We start from the raw sequence: 22336 nt of genomic DNA, 5'->3' as shown, positions 1-22336 counted from the left end.
CTCGCTGCGCGCTACCCGCTACTCGCTCGTGAAGCGGCGCAGCGGGCCGGGAAGTCGGGAGCCGAGCGGCGACATGTTTGTTCCGGCGCCGTGCCGGGCCAGCAGGTCGAGGGCCAGCCGTCCCCGACGCACCCGCTCGCGGGCCGTGTCCAGCGCGACATCACGCAGATGCGCGCCGTACGGATAGATGCCGGGCGCCCTGGACAGGCCGAACTTGAGATAGATGGGGGCGCCGCGGCGGATCAGCTCGGCCGCCTCGTACATCCGCACATAGCCGCCGAGGTCGTCCGGCGCCTCGATGTAGAGGTCCATCGGTGCGCCCGAAACCCGTCGGATCTCGGTGAAGTGAGCAAGTGTCAGGTCGGACGGAATATTGATCGAGTCGGCGCCGAGCCCCTCGTGGACCGCGAAGGAGGCCGGGTTCACCGGCCCGATGAGCGCCGACACCTTGAATGTCGTATCGGCGGGCAGTACGCCCCGGGTGCGCAGCCGGTGCAGTGTCCAGAGCACCCCTTCGTCGGCGACGAGCAGGCATTTCACACCCAACTCGGATGCTCGCAGGGCGTCTTCGACGCAGCCGGCCAGCGCGTCATGGCCGCGGGCACGCAGCCCCGCCCCGCCCGAGTCGGTACGGGTGGAGGCGCCCGTGTCCCAGCTTCCGCGCGGTCCGGTGAACAGGCAGAGTTCGACGCTGCGTTCGGCGCAGCCCTCGACCATTTCGGTGATCTCGGCGTCGCTGAGCATCCAGATGCCGCTGCCCTGGCTGATCCGATGGATCGGTACATCGAGCCGGGAGGACTCCTTGAGGACGACGGAGAGGGCTTCCGGACCTTCGACGGACGGCACTTCGGTCCGCCAGGTGCCACCGTCGGGGAAGGCGTACGTGGAGGTGTCGGCCGGGTCGGCTGCGGGCGCGCCCAGCCCGAGCTCGGTGAGCGCGGGCTCGCCGGGGCGACGGGCGAGGGAGTCGGACGAGGTCATGAGCGACCTTTCGTGTTCGATATATCGGACGAGGTTCGGGTGGGCGGGTGTGGGGCTGCATCGGTGCGTGGTGTGAGGAGAGCGGTGGGGCCGACGGGGCTCTACGGGCGCAGCAGCACCTTGCCCGTCCCGGGACCGCCGCCACCGACCAGCGCCACGGCATCCGCGAACCGCTCCAACGGGAACTCGTGCGTGATCAGCGCCGCCGGATCGAGCAGCCCGGCCGTGAACGCCCGCACCGCATAGGACCAGGCCGCCGACGGCGCCCCGAACACACTGCGCACGGTGAGCTGGCTCAGCGACAGATGCACCGGATCGATACCGGCGGCACCCGGCGCGAACATGCCCGTGAGCACCACCCGGCCGCCGCGCCGCGCCAGCAGGCAGGCGTCGGCGGCGGTGGACGGCGCACCCGCCGTCTCCACGACCAGGTCGTAGCGGCCGCGCACCTCGGTGGCCTCCTTCGGGGTGCAGGCTTCGCTCGCTCCGAACGCCAGGGACCGGCCTGCCCGTTCGCCCCGTGGGTCGACCACCGTCAGCTCCCCGGGCGACATGGCGGAGAGCAGCTGCACGGCGAGCAGCCCGAGCGTTCCCGCACCCACGACGGCGATGCGCTCACCCGGCTCGGGCGCCCCGGCCCGTACGGCCGCAGCGACCACCGCAGCCGGTTCCAGCAGGGCGGCGGCCCGCAGATCCGCGTCGTCGGCCAGCGGGTGCAACAGTCGTGCGGGGACCACGACATGGTCGGCGAACGCCCCGGGTCGGGTGAACCCCGTCTCGTCGTACCCCGCCGTGCACAGCGACGTCTCCCCGCTTCGGCACCGTTCGCAGCTGCCGCAGGACCGGAAGCCCTCGGCGACCGTCCGGCGGCCGAGCAGCGCCGGATCGACGCCTGCACCCAGGGCGTCGACCACCCCGGACCATTCGTGGCCGGGCACCACCGGGTAGCGGACATAGGCGGGGTCGCGATGGCCGTCGTACACCTCGCGGTCGCTCATGCAGATCCCGGCCGCGGCGACCCGCACCCGGACCTCACCGGGACCGGGCTCGGGAACGGGGCCGCTGGTCAGCCGGTGCTCGCCGGGCCGCTCGATCGTGACCGACCGCGAGTGGGCGCTGCTCACTTGGGCTGCCTCCTCTCCCAGCCGTCCGCCCACAGGTCGAATCGGGCCTGCTGCTGCGGGAATTCGGCGGCCGCGTCCACGTCGAGCTCCACGCCGAGGCCCGGAGCGTGGGAGAGCTCGAAACAGCCGGTTGCGGGGTCCACCTGCGGGGCGCCCTTGACGACCTTCTTGATGTCGGCGTCCGCGAAGTCGTTGAAGTGCTCGAGGATCTTGAAGTTGGGTGTGCAGCCTGCGAGTTGGAGACTGGCGGCGGTCAGCACCGAGCCGCCCACATTGTGTGGTGCGATCAGCATGTAGTGGGTCTCGGCAGTCGCGGCGAGCTTGCGGGTCTCCAGGATGCCGCCGATGTGGCCGACATCCGGCTGGATGATGTCGGCCGCCTGCGACTCGAAGAGCTCGCGGAACTCGATCCGGTCATGGATGCGTTCACCGGTCGCGATCGGCATATCGACCTTGCCGGCGACCTTGCGCAGCGCCTTGAGGTTCTCCGGCGGCACCGGTTCCTCCAGCCAGGCCGGACGGAACGGTGCCATCTCGTGGGCGATCCGTACGGCGGTCGACGGGCTGAACCGGCCGTGCATCTCCAGCATCAGCTCGGTGTCGGGGCCGATGGCGTCCCGTACGGCCTCGATCAGCGACACCGCGTACCGGGTCTCCTGCTGACCCAGCTCGAAGTGGCCGGTCCCGAACGGGTCGATCTTCAGGGCGCGGTAGCCGCGCTCGACGACGGCTCGCGCCGCCTTGTGGTACGCCTCCGGGGTGCGCTCGGTGGTGTACCAGCCGTTCGCGTACGCCTTGACCCGCTCGGTGACCTGTCCGCCGAGCAGCTGCCAGACGGGGACGCCGAGCGCCTTGCCCTTGATGTCCCAGCAGGCCATCTCGACGACCGCGATGCCGGACATCACGATTTCTCCGGCCCGCCCGTAGTCGCCGTACTTCATCCGGCGTACGAGGTCCTCCACGGCGAACGGGTCGGACCCGGCGATGTGGTTGGTCTCCGCCTCGCGCAGGTAGCCGATCAGTGCGTCGGTGCGGCCGAGCATCCGGGTCTCGCCGACACCGGTGAGGCCCTCGTCCGTATGGACCTGGACGTAGGTGAGGTTGCGCCAGGGGGTGCCGACGACGTGTGTGCTGATTCCGGTGATGCGCACGGAAGTTGCCCCTCGACGTGTTCGATATTTCGTCACTCGTTCGAAATTCTGGCGTGACCGTAATGACGCGGCGGGTCGAGTGTCAATGGGGCCGTCGGGTCCCGGTGCCATTCCCGGTCGGAGGGTGCTCCCGGCCGGCCGGCCCGCCCGGGGGGTGGCCGGTGTGTCGCCCGTCCGGGCAAGCGGTGTCGCTCAAACCTCCGTATAAAGGGCCCTGAGGACGAGACAGGGTGACGGAGCGACAGCGAAGGAGGCCCGGGATGGCGCGGGAGCGGGCCGGGCGGGACGGGGATGCGGGACCGGCCGGGAGTGGCGCCGGGCGGGCCGCCGCCCGGACCCTTCGGGAGGACCGCGGGCCCGTTCGGTACGGGCCGCCCGCACCCGATCCGGGGCTGCCCGTGCTGCCCGAACTGGCCGACGTGCTCGCCGCAGCGGCGGGGCGCAGTGAGCCGGAACCGACCGGCGGCGGCGAGGCCCTCCGCGAGGCGGCCGCCGCCTACTGGATCCGGCGCGGACTGCGCGGCGGACCGCAGCACATCGCCGCCGCCCCCGGCGCCTCACCCCTGCTGCTCGCCCTGATCGCCGCACACGGTGGCGATGTCCTCATGCCGCGCCCGTGTCCCCCCACCTGGATCCCTCAGGCCCGGCTGCTGGGCCGGCCCGCCTACCATGTGCCGACCCCGGCCGAGTGCGGCGGCGTGCCCGATCCGTACGCGCTTCTCGAGACCGTACGCAGAGTGCGCGCCGAGGGCGGCAGACCCCGGCTCCTGCTGATCTCCGTCGTCGACGACCCGACCGCCACGGTCGCGCCGCCGGAACTCGTGCGCGAGGCGTGCGAGGCCGCGGTCGCCGAGGGGATGCACATCGTCAGTGACGAGACCTGGCGCGACACCCTGCACCGGCCGCACGACACCGTCCTGCTCAGCCCCGCCGAGATGTGCCCCGAGGACGTCACCGTCGTCTCTGATCTGTCCGGTGCGCTGACTCCGTCCGCCTGGCCGGTCGCGGTCGCCAGATTCCCGGACACCGAACGGGCGGCGGCGCGGCATGCCCGCACCCTGGACATCCTCACCGCGCTCGGCGCCCTCGTCGCGGGACCGGTGGCTGCCGCGGCCGCCCATGCGCTGCGTGAACCGGAGCCCGTCACGGCGCGGGTCCGCCTGGCCGCCGGGCTGCAGGCGCAGGTCGCGGCCGCGGCCCACCGGGCGGTGCTCTCCTCGGGGGCGCTGGCCAGACCCCCGCAGGCCGGCCGTCATCTCTACGCCGACCTCGGCCCTCTCCGGTCCCGACTGGCCACCCAAGGTGTCACGGACTCCCTGGAACTGGAGGAGTACCTCACCGAGCGCCTCGGCGCTCCCACCCCGGGAGGCCACCGCTTCGGCGACGAGCTCGGTGCGCTGCGGGTGCGGCTGGGCACCGGGCCGCTGCTGGGCTCGACGCCGGAGCAGCAGATGGAGTCCCTCACTGCGGTGGAGCCCCTTGAATTGCCGCACGTCGCCCGAGCGCTGAGCATTTTCACAGCAGCTCTCGGCGAACTCCGCTGACGCCGGCATACCCGACGGCGTCCCAGATGGCCTGAGCGACGCCGCACCCGCGACGCGGCACCGGCGGCGCCGTACCCGCGATGACTTACTCGACGACGCACTCCGAGACGGGAGTCCCTCGATGACGGAACAGACCGAGCGTTCCCTCGACGGGCCCGCGCGCCCGGCTCCCCTCGGCCGGATCGTGTCGCCGCGCCCCCTCGGCGAGGTGAGGGTCTGGCCCGACACGTTCGCCGACCGGCTCACCGCCCCGCTACCGAGTGTCAGGAACATGACCAGGCTGGCCTATGAGCGCACCGTGCGGCCCGACGCGGAGGGACTGCGGGGCATCCACCGGCTCCCGTACGCCCCCGAACCGCTGCCCGACACCGATGCGGGTACGACCACGGTGACGTGGGTCGGACATGCCAGCTGGATCGTCCGGACCGGCGGGCTGACCATCCTCACCGACCCCGTCTGGTCCCGCCGCATCCTCGGCACACCCGCCAGGATCACGCCCGTCGGCGTCCGCTGGGAGGATCTGCCGACCGTCGACGCGGTGGTCATCAGTCACAACCACTACGACCATCTCGACGCCCCCACCCTGCGCAGACTGCCGCAGGACACCCCGTTCTTCGTCCCCGCGGGACTCGGCCGGTGGTTCCGTCGCCGCCGCTTCTCCTGCGTCACCGAGCTCGACTGGTGGGAGTCGGCGGTGCTGAACGGTGTCCGCTTCGATTTCGTGCCCTCCCACCACTGGTCGAAGCGGACCCTCACCGACACCTGCCGCTCCCTGTGGGGCGGATGGATCATCAACGGCATCGGCGGTGGCGGCGGACAGCGGGTCTACTTTGCCGGGGACAGCGGCTACGGGCACTGGTTCACGGAGATCGGCCGCCGCCACCCCGGGATCGATCTGGCCCTGCTGCCGATCGGGGCGTACGAACCGCGCTGGTGGCTCGGCGACGTACACACCGATCCGGAAGAGGCCGTGCAGGCGTACGAGGATCTCGGCGCCCGCGCGATGGCGCCGATGCACTGGGCGACGTTCCTGCTGTCCGCGGAGCCCGTACTCGAACCGCTCACCAGGCTCCGTGCCGCCTGGCAGCGGGCCGGCCATCCGCGCGAACACCTCTGGGACCTGCCGATCGGTGGCTCGCGGGTGCTGCACGGAGCCCGCGCCCCGCGCTCACCGCAGCCGCCCCGGGGGATCAGCGGCTGAACCGGGCCCGCGCCCTGCGCCACACCGCGGGCGCCCCGCTGATCAGCAGGGTCAGGCCGACCGCCGCGACCACGCCCTGCCACGGCTCGGGGAACAGCGAACCGCCCAGAATGCCGATCAGCTGATACGTCGCCGCCCACGCCAGACAGGCCGGCACATCCCCCCGGGCGAACCGGCGTATCGGCATCCGGCCCAGCAGGCACGCCAGCATCACCGGAATTCGCCCGGCCGGCACCAGCCGCGACAGCACGAGCACCACCGAACCGTGCTCGTCCAGCTTCTGCTGCGCCTGGGCCAGGCGCTCCGGCGCCGCCCGGTCGCTGATCGCCTGCAGCCACTTCGAACCGTTCCTGGACCGCACCCCGCGCTGCCCCAGCCAGTACAGACAGATGTCCCCGAGGAACGCCGCCAAGGACGCCACCCCGAACACCACCAGCAGCGCGAACGGGTCCGTCTGGTGGAACGCCACCACGGCCGCCGAACTCACCAGCGCCCCGGTCGGCACCACCGGCACCAGAGCACCCAGCGCCACCAAGAGAAACAGGGACGGATAGCCGACGGCCTGCTGTGTCGACTCAGGGGGCAGCTGCCCCACGACCTCCTGGATCACCTGGCGGCCTCCGGCCGCACATGCTCGCCGTGGGCAAGCCGGTGCACCGTGACGTCCGGTGCCAGCAGAGCCGCCTGACGGACGAACTCGTCGCCCGGTGAGTGGAACTCGTGTGGCCGGACCCCGTCCATCCCGATCGGCCAGTACGTGCCGTAGTGCACCGGCACGGCCGATCTCGGTGCCAGCCGGGCCAGGGCCTGGGCGGCGCGGCCCGCGTCCAGATGGCTGTGACCCAGATACGGGCCCCAGCCGCCGACCGGCAGCAGTGCCACGTCCACGGGGCCGACCGCCTCCGCCATCTCGTCGAACAGCCCGGTGTCCCCGGCGAAGTACGTGCGCGCCTCGCCCTCGACGACGAAGCCCAGCGCGGGCGAACGGTGCGGGCCCACCGGCAGCCGCCGCCCGTCGTGCTGCGCGGGGACTGCCCGTACCCGCACGCCGCCGACCCGCACCTCGTCTCCGGCCGCCACCTCGGTGATCCGCAGCCCGCGCACCCGGCGCAGCATCCGCAGCCCCGGTACGGAACGGACGGCGCCGAGCGGCACGATCAGCCGGCTGCCGGGCGCGAGGCGGGCCAGCGACGGCAGATGCAGATGGTCGGAGTGCAGATGGGAGATGAGGACGACATCGGCGACGGTGGCCTCGGGGCCCGGGAGCGCGCCGCGGCGGCGGCGCAGGTGGGCGAGGCGGCGCATGAAGAGGGGGTCGGTCAGGACACGGACTCCGGAGTCCTCGATGGTGCAGGTGGCATGACCCCACCAGGTGACTTCCACCGGCACCGCTGCCTCCTCGCCCGTGGTTCCCGCTGTCCGGTCCTGGCCATGAGCGTAATGCCGGAGCCGGACAGGCGACCGGGCGCGTCCGGCCGCGGCTGTGCCCGGCGACACGGAGATCTCAGTCCGTGAGCCCCAGCGCCCCTGCCGCCTGGATCGCCAGCCACACCTCCGCCAGCGCTCCCGTCGACGCCAGATCGCGGTCGGTCAGCGCGCCGAACCGCCGCAGCCGGTACGTGAGGGTGTTCGGGTGGATGTGGAGGGCGGCCGCCGCCGCATCCGTGCGGCGGTCGCGCTCCATCCAGGTGCGGGCGGAGACCAGCAGCTGCGAGTCGTGCGCCTCGTCGTAACGCAGGACCGCGCCGAGAACATGCTCGACCAGCGCGGTCAGCACCGCCGGGTCGTCGGGCAGCCAGCGGCCCATCGAGTCGTCCCCGTAACGGATCACCGGGCGGCCCGACTCGACGGCCTTCGAGACCGCCCAGAGCGCTTCGCGCTGCGCCACCCGCAGCGCGGCACCCGGCAGGAACGGGCGGCTCATCCCCGCCGCCACGTCCGGCAGTTCACCGATCCGGTCGGCCAGCTGCGGCGCACCCAGCACATAGCGGTCCTCGCCCCGGGTGAGCAGGAGATGCGGATGCTCCTGAAGACACCGCAGCAGCGCCTCGTCCGTGGTCCGGCGGACCACGATCAGCACGGTGTCGCCCTCGATCGCGTGCCGGGCGAGCCTGCGCCGGGCCGCTTCCGGGTCGAGGACCTCCTGCAGCAGCTCGGCGAGGGTCTCCGCGCCCTCCCGGCGCAGCGTCTCGCGTTCGTTGCGCACCATCGCCACCCGCAGGGCCGCCACCGTGGCGATGTGCTGGACGACGGCGAGCCCGGCCGGCTGGGCGCCCTCCCGTTCGTAGGCGACGAGGAACCCGGCCGGGCCGCCGGGCGCCGGAACGGGCAGCACGAACCCGCCGGGCACGGTCGGCGGAGCATCGACGGAGGCGGGCAGGACGCCCGGATCGGGCACGGGCACGCCGGGCAGGAGAGGGCGTCCCTGCGGCGTACAGAGGTAGACGTCGTAACCCGAGAGGCGTTCGAGGCGGCGCAGCAGTGTCGGCGTGTCGAGGTCCTCGGCGACCAGCCAGCGCAGCGAACCGAAAACCTGCAGCTGGGCGCCGAGCCGGTGCCGGGCGTCCTCCTGGACCGATGCGGCGACCTCCTGGGACACCGCGATGAACGGGACGGCGAGCGGCACCTCGAGGATCGGGAAGCCCCGTTCCTCGGCGGCCCGGAAGAAGGCGTCGTGCAGTGGGGGCATGTGCAGCTGCGCCGAGAGGGCCAGCGCGGACACCCCGGCGTCGTCGAGCCGCTCCAGATACGCGCGCTGCCCGGCGGCGTTGCGCGGGATCGCCAGGCCCGTCGTCATGATCACCTCGGCGCCGAGGAGCCAGGGCGTCGGATCGTCCAGCTCGCTCGCGTGCGCCCAGGAGACCGAGCGGCCCAGACCGCTGCTGCCCGCCTTCACAGTGAGCTGGAGAGCGGGGTAGGAGAGAAGATCCTCAACGGTGAGTTTGTCGCTGGCCACAGATAACAGGGTATCCCTTTGTGACTTTCACAATTGCCGCCCGCAGTTCGGGCACCACAGACTGAGGGACCAGTCCCCGTGCATGAACAGTAGGTGGAGCGTCCGTGACTTCCTCGATCACCGAAGTCGAGACCAACGGGGTCGAGCGAATACCCGAAGCGGACCGCACCGCCCGCCCCCTCGACCTCTTCCGGCTGGCCTTCGGCGGCGCCAACACCTTCGCAACCTGTGTGCTCGGTGCGTTCCCGATCCTCTTCGGGCTCTCCTTCTGGCAGGGCCTGGCGGCAACCGTGCTGGGGCTGCTCGTCGGCGCCCTGCTGCTCGCCCCGATGGCACTCTTCGGCCCGACCAACGGCACCAACAACGCCGTCTCCTCCTCCGCCCACCTGGGCGTGCACGGCAGGATCGTCGGCTCGTTCCTTTCGCTGCTCACCGCGGTCGCGTTCTTCTCGATCTCCGTGTGGTCCTCCGGTGACGCACTCGTCGGCGGAGCCCACCGGCTCGCCGGTCTCCCCGAGTCCGATGTGAGCTACGGCGTCGCCTACGCGATCTTCGCCGGACTGGTGCTCGTCGTCTGCGTCTACGGCTTCCGGTTCATGCTGCTGGTCAACAAGATCGCGGTCGTCGCGGCCTCGGCGCTGTTCGTCCTGGGCGCCTTCGCCTTCGCCGGAGACTTCGACCCGGGGTACGCGGGAGCCTTCGCTTCGACCGCCGACCCGCTCTTCTGGCCGGCCTTCATCGGCTCCGCGCTGATCGTCCTGTCCAACCCGGTCTCGTTCGGCGCCTTCCTCGGCGACTGGTCCCGCTACATCCCGACCGCTACGCCGCGCCGCCGGGTCATCGGCGCCGCGTTCCTCGCCCAGATCGCCACCCTGCTGCCGTTCCTCTTCGGCCTGGCCACCGCGTCGATCATCGCCGCCAAGGCCGCGAAGTACGTCGACCCGGCCGCCCCCAACTACGTCGGCGGACTGCTCGCCATCTCGCCCGGGTGGTACTTCCTGCCGCTCTGCCTGATCGCCCTGATCGGCGGCCTCTCCACCGGCACGACCGCGCTGTACGGCACCGGGCTCGACGTCTCCAGCGTGTTCACGCGCTTCAGCCGGGTCCAGTCGACGTTCTTCATCGGGGCCCTGTCGATCGCCTTCATCTTCGTCGGCCGGTTCGCGCTCAACCTCGCGCAGTCCATCTCCACCTTCGCCACCCTGATCATCACGTGCACGGCCCCGTGGATGATCGTCATGGCTCTCGGCTACCTCACCCGGCGCGGCTGGTACGACGCGGACGCCCTGCAGGTCTTCAACCGCCGCCAGATCGGTGGACGCTACTGGTTCAACCACGGGTGGAACTGGCGCGGAATGTCCACCTGGGTCATCTCCGCCGTCGTGGCGCTCCTCTTCACCAACCTGCCCGGCCAGTTCGTCGGCCCGCTCGGCAACCTGGCGAACGGCGCGGACATCTCCCTGCCGGTCGGCCTCGCCCTGGCAGCCGTGCTCTACCTCGCCCTGCTCACCCTGTTCCCGGAGCCGCGCGGGGTGTACGGCCCGGACGGACCCCGGCTCGTCCGGGCGTCGGACACCGAGGTCCCGCCGATCACCGGCGGTCCGGAGGAGCCCCTCGCCGCCGAACCCGCCGCCGCTCACTGAGCGCCCACCCCGCCCGTAACCAGGAGCCACCCATGAGCACGTCCGAGAGCACCCCCGTCCAGGAGATCCAGGCCGCCGCCGATGCGCTCGTCGCGGCCTTCGCCGAGGGGCGCATCGACGACTACTTCGGTTCCTTCGCCCCGGACGCCACCTTCGTCTTCCACTCCACGCCGCAGCGGCTCGCCTCCACGGCCGAGTACCGCGCGCTGTGGCAGCAGTGGGTGGCCGAGGACGACTTCCGGATCCTGGGCTGCACCTCCACCGGACAGCTGATCCAGCACCTCGGCTCCACTGCCGTATTCAGCCACGACGTCGAGACCAGGATCGCCACCCGGGCCGGCGAGGAGACCGTCCACGAGCGGGAGACGATCGTCTTCGCCCGCGCCGAGGACGGCAGCTGGCCCGCCGTCCACGAGCACCTGTCCGCCCGCACCACCGCCTGACGAGGCGTTCACGGGTGCGGCCGCCCGACCGGGGGCGTACCCGCGAACGCCGACCGACCACGAGAGAGACCGGTTCCATGAGCACCACGTTCCGCAATTACATCGACGGCGCCTTCGCCGACGCCTCGGACGGCCGCACGCTCGATGTCGTGGACCCCAGCACCGGCGATGTCTACGCCACCTCCCCGCTCTCCGGTGCCGCGGACGTCGACGCGGCGATGGCGGCCGCCGCCGCCGCGTTCCCCGTCTGGCGCGATACCACCCCCTCCGTACGACAGTTGGCCCTGCTGAAGATCGCCGACGCGATGGAGGAGCGGGCCGACGAGCTGGTGGCGGCGGAGAGCCGGGACACCGGCAAGCCGCTCCACCTCACCCGCAGCGAGGAACTGGCCCCGGCCATCGACCAGGTCCGCTTCTTCGCGGGTGCGGCGCGGATGCTCGAAGGCCGCTCGGCCGGCGAGTACATGGAAGGGATGACCTCGATCATCCGCCGCGAGCCGGTCGGTGTCTGCGCGCAGGTCGCTCCGTGGAACTACCCGCTCCTGATGGCGGTCTGGAAGTTCGCACCCGCGCTCGCCGCAGGCAACGCCGTGGTACTCAAGCCCTCGGACACCACCCCGGCCTCCACCGTGCTGATCGCCGAGATCATCGGCGGCGTGCTGGAGGCGCTGGAGCTGCCCCGCGGCATCTTCAACGTCATCTGCGGCGACCGTGAGACCGGCCGGCTGATGGTCGAGCACCCGACCCCGGCGATGGCCTCCATCACCGGTTCCGTCCGGGCCGGCATCCAGGTCGCGCAGAGCGCGGCCAAGGACGTCAAGCGGGTCCACCTGGAGCTCGGCGGCAAGGCCCCGGCCGTCGTCTTCGAGGACGCGGACCTGGAGAAGGCGGTCGAGGACCTGATCGTCGGCGGCTTCTTCAACGCCGGTCAGGACTGCACGGCTGCGACCCGCGTCCTCGTCCACGAGTCGGTCCACGACGAGTTCGTCACCGCGCTCGCCAAGGCCGCCGCCGACACGAAGACGGGGCAGCCGGACGACGAGGACGTGCTGTACGGCCCGCTCAACAACGCAGGTCAGCTCGCCCAGGTCAGCGGCTTCATCGACCGGCTCCCGGAGCACGCCAGGGTGGAGGCGGGCGGCCACCGGGTCGGCGACAAGGGCTACTTCTACGCCCCGACCGTCGTCTCCGGTCTGCGCCAGGACGACGAGATCATCCAGAACGAGGTCTTCGGCCCCGTCATGACTGTCCAGTCGTTCACCGACGAGGCCCAGGCGGTCGCGTACGCCAACGGCGTCGACTACGCCCTCGCCTCCTCCGTATGGACCAAGGACCACGCACGGGCGATGCGGATGTCCAAGAACCTCGACTTCGGCTGCGTGTGGATCAACACGCACATGGCGCTCGTCGCCGAGATGCCGCACGGCGGATTCAAGAAGTCGGGCTACGGCAAGGACCTCTCCGCGTACGGCTTCGAGGACTACACGCGCATCAAGCACGTCATGACGTCGCTCTGACACCTGCTTCTCCCACCGCCCCCGCTCCGGGCTCCGCCCCGGCGCGGGGGCGGCGGCGCGCTCCGGCCCGTACGCCTCCCGTCCTGACATGCGCCTTTTTGTACGAGTGCCGGAGAGGTAGGGTCGCCGGTACGCCTAGCACGGGGGGGAACGCCCATGGGGGACGTACGGGACGTACGGGTGGCGGCGATCGCCAGTCTCACACCGCTCGAGGAGCTCGACAGCGACCCGTTCCTCGTGGACACCCGCAGCCAGCAGGCCATGTGCGCCCGGTGGGCCGCGGACAAGGGCTATGTCGTCACGCGAGAGCTGCGTTTCTACGGCCTGCGCCCCGACCACCACGCACTGTGGGCGGATGTCGATGGCGGCGACATCGAACTGTTCGTGGCTCCCAACGACCGGGTCCTCGCCCGGGCACTGACGTCGGTGCCGCAGTTCGCCGCGGAGTGCGAGCGGCGCGGCGTACGGCTGGAGTTCGCCGGTCTCGACGAGCCGTCGTACAGCAGCCGCACGAAGGCGAGCGTGCACCGCAGGCTCTCCATGCCGACCGCCGGTTACGACGGCTGCTGACCGCCACCCGGAGCCCCACGCCGCACGAGCCCCCTGTGAAAGGCTGGGACCGGGCACTCAGCAGCAAGGCGGCCCGGACGTGTGAGGTGGGACGGCGTGAGTGACGGGCGATGGCGCACGGCCGGCAGCGCCCTCATGCGAGTGATCGTGGTGTGGGCCGTCTCGACCCTCACGATGCTGGTACTCGCCGCGATTCTGCCGGACTTCCAGCTCCAGTCGGACAACGGTGACAGCATCACCAGGATCGCGTTCACGGCGGCCTGGGGCGCGGGCGCGTTCGGTCTGCTCTCCGCACTGGTCTGGCCGGCTCTGGTACGGGCGCTGCTCATCGTGCCCGCCCTCGTCCTGGGGATGCTGGTCTTCTTCCTCAACGGCTCGCTGCTGCTGGTCGCCCTGCGGCTCACCCCGGACGGGCGCGGCGCCGCCAACCCCGAGACCGCGGTCGTCGTCGCCGCGGTGATGTCCGCCGTTGCCTCCGCGACGTCCACCGCGCTCGCCGTCCGCGACGACAACGCCTACCGCCGCAGACTCTCGCGCCTCGCCGACCGGCGCCGCCGTCGCACCGGCACGGGCCGGGGCGCGGACAGCGGCCGCAGCGGACCGCCCGGAACGGTCTTCATCCAGCTCGACGGCGTCGGCCACGACGTCCTCGCGCAGGCCGCCGCCGACGGGCTGATGCCCACCGTCGCGCACTGGCTCGGCGACCGGTCGAGCCACCGGCTCACCCCGTGGCGCACCGACTGGTCCAGCCAGACCGGCGCCAGCCAGCTGGGCATTCTGCACGGCAGCAACTACGACATCCCCGCCTTCCGCTGGTACGAGAAGGAGACCGGCGACGTCATGGTCTCCAGCAGACCGGCGAGCGCCCTCGAACTGCAGCGGCGCGCCATCGTGCGCACCCATGACGGCGGGCTGCTGACCCTCGACGGAGCCAGCCGCGGCAATCTCTTCAGCGGCGGCGCCGACCAGCTCGCGCTCGTGCTGTCGATGGCCGCAAGGCGCGGCAAGGGACGCCGCTCACGAGCCGGTTACTTCGCCTACTTCTCCGACCCGGCCAATGCGGTGCGTACCGCGCTGTCGTTCGTCGCCGAGGTCGTCCGGGAGATCGTCCAGTCGACCAGGACAAGGCTCAGGAAGGACACGCCCCGGATCAAGCGCGGCGGGCTCTACCCCTTCATCCGCGCCTTCGCGACCGTCGTGGAACGCGATGTGGTGGTCGCCGCGGTCATCGGCGACATGTTCGCCGGGCGCACCGCCGTCTACGCCGACCTGGTCGCGTACGACGAAGTCGCGCACCACTCCGGGCCGCACAGCCGGGACGCGGAGAAGGTCCTGGCACGGCTGGACCGTTCGCTCGCCCTGATCGTCAAGGTCGCCGAACACACCCCGCGGACCTACCGGATCGTGCTGCTCTCCGACCACGGACAGAGCCCGGGCGAGACCTTTGCGGGGGCGTACGGGCTGACGCTCAAGGACTTGGTGCGGGCGGGTTGCGGGCTGCCCGTGCCGCGCCGGGCGCAGCATACGAGGAGTGCCTCGGAGGCGCGTGACGCGGTCCGCATCGCCCTGCACCGTCCCGTCGACGAGAGCGCGACGGAGCACGCCGGGCCCCCGTCGGACCCGATTGTGCTGGCCTCCGGCAACCTCGGCCTGATCTCCTTCCCCGACATCGACGGACGCGCGGCTCGCGAACAGCTCGACCGCCGCCACCCAGCGCTGCTCCGCACCCTCGCCAACCACCCGGGCATCGGCTTCCTGCTGGTCCGCAGCGAGCGGCACGGATCGGTCGTGCTGGGGCGCGGCGGCGCCGAGATACCGGTGTCGGAACTGAAGGACGGGGAAGGCCCGCTGGCTCCGTTCGGCCCGGGCGCGGCGGCCGCGGTGCGGCGCACCGACACCTTCCCGCACGTCGCCGATGTGATGGTCAACTCGATGTACGACCCGGACACGGGCTGTGTGCACGCCTTCGAGGAACAGATCGGCTCGCACGGCGGACTCGGCGGCCGGCAGTCGAGGCCGTTCCTGCTCTGGCCTTTTTCCATGTCGGACCCGGTGGCCTCTCGCACATCGGCGGAGCCGGACGGTGAACTGGTGGGAGCCGAGCAGGTGCACGAGGTGCTGCGGCGCTGGCTGCGGGAGTGCTCCGGGCCGCAGGTACCGCTGACGCCCGATGGCGCGGATGACGCCGGCGAGGGGGACGGGGCCGTGCAGGCGGCCGGCTGAGGGCGTTGTCAGTGGTGGGCGGCAGGATGAGGGCCATGACGAACTCAGCTGTTGTGCTCGCCGATGCCGCCGCCTACGCCGCTGCGGTCGAAGAAGCCTCGGCGGCCGCCGCCGCGTACTACGCCACGGGCGAGAGCACGCTCGACGACGACGCGTACGACCGGCTGGTGCGCGGGATCGCCGCGTACGAGGAGGCGCATCCGCAGGACGTGCTGGCCGCCTCGCCGAGCGGCAAGGTCGCCGGCGGCGCCGCGGGCGGGGACGTGCCGCACACGGTGCCGATGCTCTCCTTGGACAATGTGTTCTCCGCCGAGCAGTTCGTCACCTGGACGGCGTCCCTGGAGCGCCGGATCGGCAGACCGGTGGCCGCCTGGTCCGTGGAGCCGAAGCTCGACGGACTCGCGGTCGCCGCCCGCTACCGGTCCGGCCGGCTGGAGCGCCTGATCACCCGGGGCGACGGCACCGCGGGAGAGGACGTGTCGCATGCGATCGGCACCGTCGTCGGGCTTCCGGAACAGCTCGGCGAGCCGGTGACGATCGAGATGCGCGGCGAGATCCTGATGACGAACGAGCAGTTCGAACAGGCCAACACGGTGCGCACCGAGCACGGCGGCGCCCCCTTCGCCAACCCGAGGAACGGCGCGGCGGGAACCCTCCGCGCCAAGGACCGCCCCTACACGGTCGAGATGACGTTCTTCGCGTACGGTGCCCTGCCGCTCCCGGAGTCCGGCGAGCTGACCGGCACCCTGTCCGAGCTCCCGCACAGCGAGGTCCTGGAGTACGTCGCCGGGCTCGGCGTGCACACCGCGGCGGACACGGACGTGGCGCCGCGCACCGTCACCACCGTCGAGGAGGTGCAGGCCCGGGTCGAGGAAGTCGCCGCGCTGCGCGCCTCGTTGCCGTTCGGCATCGACGGCATCGTGATCAAGGCGGATCTCGCGGCCGACCAGCGCGAGGCCGGTTCGGGGACCCGGGCGCCGCGCTGGGCCATCGCGTACAAGCTTCCGGCCGTCGAGAAGGTCACCCGGCTCCTCGCTGTCGAGTGGAACGTCGGCAGGACCGGGATCATCGCGCCGCGCGCCGTGCTGGAGCCGGTCGAGATCGACGGATCGACCGTCAGCTACGCCACGCTGCACAACCCGGCCGACATCACCCGCCGCGATCTCCGTCTGGGCGACCGGGTGATGGTCTACAAGGCGGGCGACATCATCCCCCGCATCGAAGCACCCGTCGCCCATCTGCGGACCGGCGACGAGAAGCCGATCGTCTTCCCGGAGGCCTGCCCGCAGTGCGGCTCCGAGATCGACACCGGTGAGCAGCGCTGGCGCTGTGTCCGGGGCCGGGACTGCCGCCTGGTCGCCTCCATCTCGTACGCGGCGGGACGCGACCAGCTCGATATCGAAGGGCTTGGCGCGACCCGCGTCGTCCAGCTCGTCGATGCCGGCCTGGTCGCCGACTTCGCAGATCTCTTCACTCTCGAACGCGAGCAGCTGCTCGGCCTGGAGCGGATGGGCGAGACCAGCACCGACAATCTGCTGGCCGCCATCGAGACGGCGCGCAGCCGGCCGCTCTCCCGGGTCTTCTGCGCGCTGGGGGTTCGGGGCACCGGGCGCTCCATGTCGCGGCGGATCGCCCGCCACTTCGCGACCATGGACCGGATCCGGACCGCCGATGCCGATGCGCTCCAGCAGGTGGACGGCATCGGCAAGGAGAAGGCCGCGGCCGTCGTCGCGGAGCTGGTGGAGCTCGCCCCGCTGATCGAGAAGCTGGTCGCCGCCCGGGTCAACATGGTCGAGCCCGGCGCGACGCCGCCGCCGGAGCCCGGCGAGGAGGACGCGGACGGGGCCGCTGTCCCCGCGGACGGCGAGGCGGCGGCCGAACGGCCGCTGGACGGGATGACGGTGGTGGTCACCGGAGCCATGACCGGGGCGCTGGAGAAGCTCTCGCGGAACCAGATGAACGAGCTGATCGAGCGGGCCGGCGGGAAGTCCTCGTCCAGCGTCTCCAAGCGCACCACGCTGCTGGTCGCCGGGGAGAAGGCCGGGTCCAAGCGCACCAAGGCGGAGGATCTCGGTGTACGGATCGCCGCGCCGGACGAGTTCGCCGAGTTGATCGCCGAGTTCCTGCCGTCGGAGGTGTGAGGGGCGGAACACTCGGGCGCCCGTCCGCGCGGGTGGACGGACGGGCGCGCCGAACCCTTGGATTTTACCTAAGAGTGGCTTTCTTTGCCTTCTTATTGCATAGTGAGGGCTCGGTCGTGCCTCGCTATCAGCGGGTCGACGTGTGTGTGAACGGCTGCTGCGGCAAGCCGGGGGATGAGGGACGGTGCATTCTCCGCACGACGGACGGCGACACGGCCGGTCCATCCGCAACGGATACCGCGGTGTCACCCGCGGACTCGCGCTCGACCTCGGCAGCTCCTGCACCCGCGCCTGGATCCCCGGACTCGGCATCGTCACCGAAGCCGAGTCCACCGGCGATCCCGAGGGCGGGTCCGGTCACGGCCGTCCGGTCCGGCGCGGGCGCATCGTCGACCCCGAGTCCTGCGGCCGGATGCTCAGCCGCATCGCCGACACGGCTCTGGGCGCCGACCGGAGCGAGACCCTGATCGTCCTCAGCCACCCGGTCCTCGCCGGGCCCGAACACCGGGCCGAGGTGCGGGAGCTGCTCGCCGTACTCGAGCCGACGCGCATCATCGTGCTGGACAGCGCCAGAGCCGCTGCTGCATACGCCGGACCGCAGGACGGCGGCCCGCTGCTCGTCGTCGACATCGGGGCCGAGCTGATCGAAGTCAGCCTCCTGGTCGACGGAATGGTCTGTGACGCCCGCCAGGCCGAGACCGGGCTCAGTGACCTCGGACCCGCCGAGCCGCCCACCGCTGTCGTCCGCACCGCACTGGACATGATCATGGAGATGTGGCGGCAGGACCGGCACGGCGCGGTCCTCGGAGCCCTGCGCAAGGGGCCGTTGCTCGCCGGAGGCGGTGCGCTGCGCCCCGACATCACCAACCGGATCGCGGTCCGCCTCGGGGTTCCGGTGCGGCTCGCCGACGACCCGGCCACCACGGTGGTGCGCGGCGCGGGACTGATCCTCGGTTCCGCGCTCCGGCACGCCGGCGCGGCATCGGCCCTGCCCGGCCCGGTGAGGTGACCACCTTGCCGGCGCCGCCCCCGGGGTACACACCCCCGAGACGGCGACCGAACAGCTCGGCCCGCCGTACGGCGCGCCGAGGGCGCACGACGGCGGCCCGTCAGGCCCTGGTCGTGCTTCTCCTCGTCGTGCTCACCGTCGTCGGCGGCGCGTCCGCAGCCGTCGCGGCCGCCGGAGGCGTAACCCCGCCACGCTCCCTGACCGGTCCTGCGTCCGCCGCCGCGCACCCGCCCACCGCCCCGACGCCCACCCAGCGCACCGGCCGGACCGTCCGCCCCGGCCCCCCGCACGACACCCGGTGGGCCCGCACGGCCACGGCGACCGGCCACGACCGCACAGACCTCCCGGCCGTTCCCCGCCCCTGGGTCGCCACCGACCACATCCGTATTCAGCACCAGCTCCCACCGCCCGGCCCCGGCGGCGCCCTGCTGCCGGGGCCGGACGGCATCCAGGTACCGCTTCCCGCTCTGCAACGGGCCCCGGACGCCCCCTCCTTCGCAGCCGACCGCCTCCGCGTGGCGCTCCCCGGCGTACGCGGCCCTCCGAGGACGGACCGTTCCCTCGGCCACCGTTCTGCTCGACAGATCTGACGGCGCGTCCTCGCCGAGGTGAGGGCGGCCGGCGTCCCTCGGAGGATTTCCATGACTCGCGCCACCACGGTGCGAGCGGTCCTGGCTGCGGCCGTGCTGCTCGTCTCCGTGCTCATCACGCTGACCATGTCACCCAGACTCGGCCTCGATCTTCAGGGCGGCACCAGGATGGTGCTCCAGGCCACGGACTCCGCCACCACGAAGGCGGACCGGGAGAGCACCGACCGGACCCTTGAGGTGCTGCGCATGCGCATCGACTCGCTCGGCGTCGCCGAACCGACCCTGACCCGGTCCGGTGAGGACCGGATCATCGTCGAACTGCCCGATGTCCAGGACCCGCGCAAGGCCGCCGAAGTCATCGGCAGGACCGCCCAGCTCAGCTTCCACGCCGTCCAGGGCCCGGGCACGGAACAGGAGAAGGGCAAGGCCGCCGGGCCGACGCTGCCCGACGAGGAGGGCCGCCCTCTCGCCCTCGGCCCGGCCCGGCTCACCGGCGCGGGCGTCAAGGACGCCGGGGCCTCCTTCGACGCCCAGCAGGGCGCCGGCTGGACCGTCGCCCTCGACTTCCACAAGAGTGCGGGCCGGGACTGGACCCGGCTGACTGGCGAAGCCGCCTGCCATCCCGCTCAGGACGAACGGCGGCGGGTCGCGATCGTCCTCGACGACCAGGTCATCTCCTCCCCCCAGGTCGCCCCGTCCGTCGGCTGCAACGTGGGCCTCCCGTCCGGCTCCACGCAGATCACCGGCTCCTTCGGCGCGGACGAGGCCCGCGATCTCGCGCTGCTCATCAAGGGCGGCGCGCTGCCCCTCCCCGTCGAGATCGTCGAACAGCGGACCGTCGGCCCGACGCTGGGCGCCGCCGCCATCGATGCCAGCGCCCGGGCGGCCCTCATCGGCGCCGCCGCCACCGCCCTCTTCATCACGTTCGTCTACCGGCTCTTCGGCGCACTCGCCGCGGTGGCCCTGGCCGCGTACGGAGTCGTCTCGTACGCCGCGCTGGTCGCTCTCGGCGTCACCCTCACCCTCCCCGGACTCGCCGGATTCGTCCTCGCCATCGGGATGGCGGTCGACGCCAACGTGCTGGTCTTCGAACGCGCCAGAGAGGAGTACGCGGAACGGTCCGGCCGCTCCCTGCGCTCCGCGATGACCGCCGGGTTCCGTAACGCCTGGAGCGCGGTCGCCGACTCCAACGTGACCACACTGATCGCGGCCGGTCTGCTGTTCTTCCTCGGCTCGGGACCGGTCAAGGGCTTCGGGGTCACGCTCGCCATCGGTGTTCTCGCGTCGATGTTCTCGGCGCTGGTCATCGCTCGCGCCCTCACCGAGATCGCGTCCCGCTCGCGGTTCGTCAGCGACTACCGGGGCGTCAACGGCATCGCGCGTCCCGGACGCGTACGGACCTGGCTGGCCCGCCGTGATCCGCAGTTGTTCCGGTCCCCCCGCCGCTGGCTGCTGATCTCCACGGCCCTGATCACCGTCGCGGTTCTCGGCATCGCCGTACGGGGTGTCAACCTGGGCGTGGAGTTCACCGGCGGCCGGCTCGTCGAGTACTCCACCAGCCGGCCCGTCGACGTGGAAACCGCCCGCACCGTCCTGGCCGGAGCGGGGTTCGGCGACGCCGAGGTCACCACGGCGGGCGCCGGCGACCTCTCCGTACGCACGGGAGACCTCGACAACCACCAGGAGCACGCCCTGCGCGCCGCCCTTGCCGAGGAGGGCGGCCACACCACCAAGGTCCGCGACGAACTCATCGGCCCCAGCCTCGGCGACGAACTGCGGCGCAACGCGCTGATCGCGCTCGCCGTCGCCGTCCTCGTACAACTCGCCTATCTGGCGGTCCGGTTCCGCTGGACGTTCGCCCTGGCATCGGTCGCCGCGCTCGTCCACGACGTCATCCTGCTGGTCGGCGCGTTCGCCTGGCTCGGCCGCACCGTCGACGGCATCTTCCTGGCCGCACTTCTCACCGTCATCGGTTACTCCGTCAACGACTCGGTGGTCGTCTTCGACCGGGTCCGCGAACTGTGGGCGAAGGCACGCCGCGAATCCGTGACGACCATCGCCAACCGTGCCGTCCTGCAGACCGTGCCCAGAACCGTCAACACCGGCATGGGCGCCCTCTTCATCCTGGCCGCCCTCGCCGTGCTGGGCGGCGACTCCCTCGCGGACTTCGCGCTCGCCCTGCTCATCGGCATCTGCGTCGGCACGTACTCCTCCGTCCTGACCGCCGTACCGGTCGCGCTCACCCTGGAGAGGAGCAGCAAGGCCGCGCCGCCCGCACGCAAGCGCGCGCCCGGACGCACGTCCGGCGCGGGAGCGAAACACCGGGACCCGCTCGACAACGGGGCGCGCGTATAAGCACTTCGCTCCCGCAGCATGTGTCGCCCCCACCCACCGGTGCGGGGGCGGCACACGCTGCGGCGGTCCTGCGTTCCGCACCCCGATCACGGCACAATCCTGATTCCGTCCCGGTGATTGGAGCGTGCTCATGCCCGTCCTGCTGCGTGAGGCCTGGGCCACCCTCGTACCGGACATGACCGACCGGCACGGGCCGCTGCCGCCCCTGATGCTCGCCCTGACCGTCGTCACCGGCCTGGTCGACGCCGTCAGCTATCTGCAGCTGGGCAGGGTCTTCGTCGCCAACATGACCGGCAACGTGGTCTTCTCCGGCTTCGCGTTCGCCGGGGCCCCCGGTTTCTCGGTCGCCGCCTCGCTCGTCGCTCTCGCCGCCTTCGCCACCGGGGCGCTGCTCGGCGGCCTGCTCGTGCACCGCACCCACGCCCACCGGGGCAGAATGCTCCAGTACGCGCTCCTCGCCGAGACCGTGTGCGTCGCGGCCGCCGTGATCGTCACGCTGGTGTCCGGCACTCCGTTCGTGGGAGGGGTCCGCTTCACCCTCATCGTGCTGCTCGCCCTCGGCCTCGGTGTGCAGAACGCCGTCTCCCGCGCTCTCGCGGTCCCCGACCTCACCACCACGGTGCTGACCCTCACCATCACCGGCATCGCCGCCGACAGCCATCTCACCGGAGGAGCCGGCAACAAGGCCGGACGGCGGGTGGTCTCGGCCTGCGCCATGCTGCTCGGCGCCGTCGTCGGAGCCCTCGCCGTCCTGAACGGACACCCGACGCTGCCCCTGCTGCTCGCCGCGGTCATCCTGGCGGCGGTGAGCGCGGCGGCGACCGTCCTGGCGCGCACCGACGCCCCGTGGACCCGCCCCCTCGCCAAGAAATGACACCGCGCGCCCGG

At 71.9% G+C, this 22336-nt stretch carries 18 protein-coding genes; 12 read left to right on the top strand and 6 right to left on the bottom strand.

All coding sequences use genetic code 11. The annotated features are described in order from the left end of the window. Positions 1-18: 18 nt before the first annotated feature. From OHA03_RS01720 to OHA03_RS01710, 3 genes are all read right to left on the bottom strand, one after another. Positions 19-981, bottom strand: coding sequence for a hypothetical protein (locus OHA03_RS01720; protein WP_266999959.1), 963 nt, complete (start codon positions 979-981; stop codon positions 19-21). Positions 982-1082: 101 nt separating this feature from the next. After that, a complete protein-coding gene (locus OHA03_RS01715) occupies positions 1083-2105 on the bottom strand; it encodes a zinc-binding dehydrogenase (protein ID WP_266999958.1) in 1023 nt (340 codons plus the stop codon). Then, positions 2102-3256 (bottom strand): mandelate racemase/muconate lactonizing enzyme family protein, encoded by a 1155-nt coding sequence (locus OHA03_RS01710; RefSeq protein WP_266999957.1) that lies wholly within the window; start codon positions 3254-3256, stop codon positions 2102-2104. Before OHA03_RS01710 ends, OHA03_RS01715 begins: the two co-directional genes overlap by 4 nt. Before the next feature lie 260 nt (positions 3257-3516). Here OHA03_RS01710 and OHA03_RS01705 point away from each other — a divergent pair, with 260 nt between their 5' ends. Then, entirely contained in the window at positions 3517-4800 is a 1284-nt protein-coding gene (locus tag OHA03_RS01705; RefSeq protein ID WP_266999956.1) for an aminotransferase class I/II-fold pyridoxal phosphate-dependent enzyme, read from the top strand. Between the two features lie 121 nt (positions 4801-4921). Then, positions 4922-6001, top strand: a complete 1080-nt coding sequence (locus OHA03_RS01700; protein ID WP_266999955.1) for an MBL fold metallo-hydrolase — start codon at positions 4922-4924, stop codon at positions 5999-6001. Here the strand turns inward: OHA03_RS01700 and OHA03_RS01695 are convergent. The 3 genes from OHA03_RS01695 to OHA03_RS01685 form a co-directional block, all read right to left on the bottom strand. Next, on the bottom strand, positions 5991-6611 hold the full coding sequence (locus OHA03_RS01695; protein ID WP_266999954.1) for a DedA family protein: 621 nt from the start codon (positions 6609-6611) through the stop codon (positions 5991-5993). The two genes, OHA03_RS01700 and OHA03_RS01695, sit on opposite strands and share 11 nt — an antisense overlap. Beyond that, a complete protein-coding gene (locus OHA03_RS01690; protein ID WP_266999953.1) occupies positions 6608-7390 on the bottom strand; it encodes an MBL fold metallo-hydrolase in 783 nt (260 codons plus the stop codon). Before OHA03_RS01690 ends, OHA03_RS01695 begins: the two co-directional genes overlap by 4 nt. 115 nt (positions 7391-7505) lie before the next feature. Next, complete coding sequence (locus OHA03_RS01685) at positions 7506-8957, bottom strand: PucR family transcriptional regulator (RefSeq protein WP_266999952.1); 1452 nt, start codon at positions 8955-8957, stop codon at positions 7506-7508. A 104-nt stretch (positions 8958-9061) separates the two neighbouring features. On the opposite strand from OHA03_RS01685, the gene OHA03_RS01680 reads away from it, so the two are divergent. From OHA03_RS01680 to OHA03_RS01635, 10 genes are all read left to right on the top strand, one after another. Next, a complete protein-coding gene (locus OHA03_RS01680; RefSeq protein ID WP_266999951.1) occupies positions 9062-10600 on the top strand; it encodes a cytosine permease in 1539 nt (512 codons plus the stop codon). Positions 10601-10632: 32 nt separating this feature from the next. Further along, positions 10633-11043 carry a nuclear transport factor 2 family protein gene (locus OHA03_RS01675; protein WP_266999950.1) on the top strand — a complete coding sequence of 137 codons (411 nt, stop codon included), beginning with the start codon at positions 10633-10635 and terminating at the stop codon, positions 11041-11043. A 77-nt stretch (positions 11044-11120) separates the two neighbouring features. Next, positions 11121-12560, top strand: coding sequence for a gamma-aminobutyraldehyde dehydrogenase (locus OHA03_RS01670; protein ID WP_266999949.1), 1440 nt, complete (start codon positions 11121-11123; stop codon positions 12558-12560). Between the two features lie 156 nt (positions 12561-12716). Beyond that, positions 12717-13130 carry a hypothetical protein gene (locus OHA03_RS01665; protein ID WP_266999948.1) on the top strand — a complete coding sequence of 138 codons (414 nt, stop codon included), beginning with the start codon at positions 12717-12719 and terminating at the stop codon, positions 13128-13130. A 96-nt stretch (positions 13131-13226) separates the two neighbouring features. After that, positions 13227-15353, top strand: a complete 2127-nt coding sequence (locus OHA03_RS01660) for an alkaline phosphatase family protein (protein WP_266999947.1) — start codon at positions 13227-13229, stop codon at positions 15351-15353. Between the two features lie 26 nt (positions 15354-15379). Next, complete coding sequence (gene ligA / locus OHA03_RS01655) at positions 15380-17494, top strand: NAD-dependent DNA ligase LigA (RefSeq protein ID WP_266999946.1); 2115 nt, start codon at positions 15380-15382, stop codon at positions 17492-17494. Positions 17495-17717: 223 nt separating this feature from the next. After that, positions 17718-18503: a rod shape-determining protein gene (locus tag OHA03_RS01650; protein WP_267007891.1), complete on the top strand. Its 786-nt coding sequence runs from the start codon at positions 17718-17720 to the stop codon at positions 18501-18503. A gap of 113 nt (positions 18504-18616) precedes the next feature. After that, a complete protein-coding gene (locus OHA03_RS01645) occupies positions 18617-19093 on the top strand; it encodes a hypothetical protein (RefSeq protein ID WP_266999945.1) in 477 nt (158 codons plus the stop codon). 51 nt (positions 19094-19144) lie between these two features. Beyond that, a complete protein-coding gene (secD, locus tag OHA03_RS01640; RefSeq protein ID WP_266999944.1) occupies positions 19145-21448 on the top strand; it encodes a protein translocase subunit SecD in 2304 nt (767 codons plus the stop codon). A gap of 130 nt (positions 21449-21578) precedes the next feature. Next, complete coding sequence (locus tag OHA03_RS01635) at positions 21579-22322, top strand: YoaK family protein (protein WP_266999943.1); 744 nt, start codon at positions 21579-21581, stop codon at positions 22320-22322. Positions 22323-22336: the final 14 nt, after the last annotated feature.

It is taken from the genome of Streptomyces sp. NBC_00154 (assembly GCF_026342835.1).
Taxonomy (GTDB): domain Bacteria; phylum Actinomycetota; class Actinomycetes; order Streptomycetales; family Streptomycetaceae; genus Streptomyces.
Note: the sequence above shows the minus strand (reverse complement) of the source record. Positions and strands in the feature narration are given on the sequence as shown.

Bases quoted from the DNA above. Each gene is read 5' to 3' on its own strand.
- OHA03_RS01700 (WP_266999955.1), top strand. From the start codon at position 4,922: ATGACGGAACAGACCGAGCGTTCCCTCGACGGGCCCGCGCGCCCGGCT.
- OHA03_RS01665 (WP_266999948.1), top strand. From the start codon at position 12,717: ATGGGGGACGTACGGGACGTACGGGTGGCGGCGATCGCCAGTCTCACA.
- OHA03_RS01720 (WP_266999959.1), bottom strand. From the start codon at position 981: ATGACCTCGTCCGACTCCCTCGCCCGTCGCCCCGGCGAGCCCGCGCTC.
- OHA03_RS01635 (WP_266999943.1), top strand. From the start codon at position 21,579: ATGCCCGTCCTGCTGCGTGAGGCCTGGGCCACCCTCGTACCGGACATG.
- OHA03_RS01705 (WP_266999956.1), top strand. From the start codon at position 3,517: ATGGCGCGGGAGCGGGCCGGGCGGGACGGGGATGCGGGACCGGCCGGG.
- ligA (WP_266999946.1), top strand. From the start codon at position 15,380: ATGAGGGCCATGACGAACTCAGCTGTTGTGCTCGCCGATGCCGCCGCC.
- secD (WP_266999944.1), top strand. From the start codon at position 19,145: ATGACTCGCGCCACCACGGTGCGAGCGGTCCTGGCTGCGGCCGTGCTG.
- OHA03_RS01675 (WP_266999950.1), top strand. From the start codon at position 10,633: ATGAGCACGTCCGAGAGCACCCCCGTCCAGGAGATCCAGGCCGCCGCC.
- OHA03_RS01670 (WP_266999949.1), top strand. From the start codon at position 11,121: ATGAGCACCACGTTCCGCAATTACATCGACGGCGCCTTCGCCGACGCC.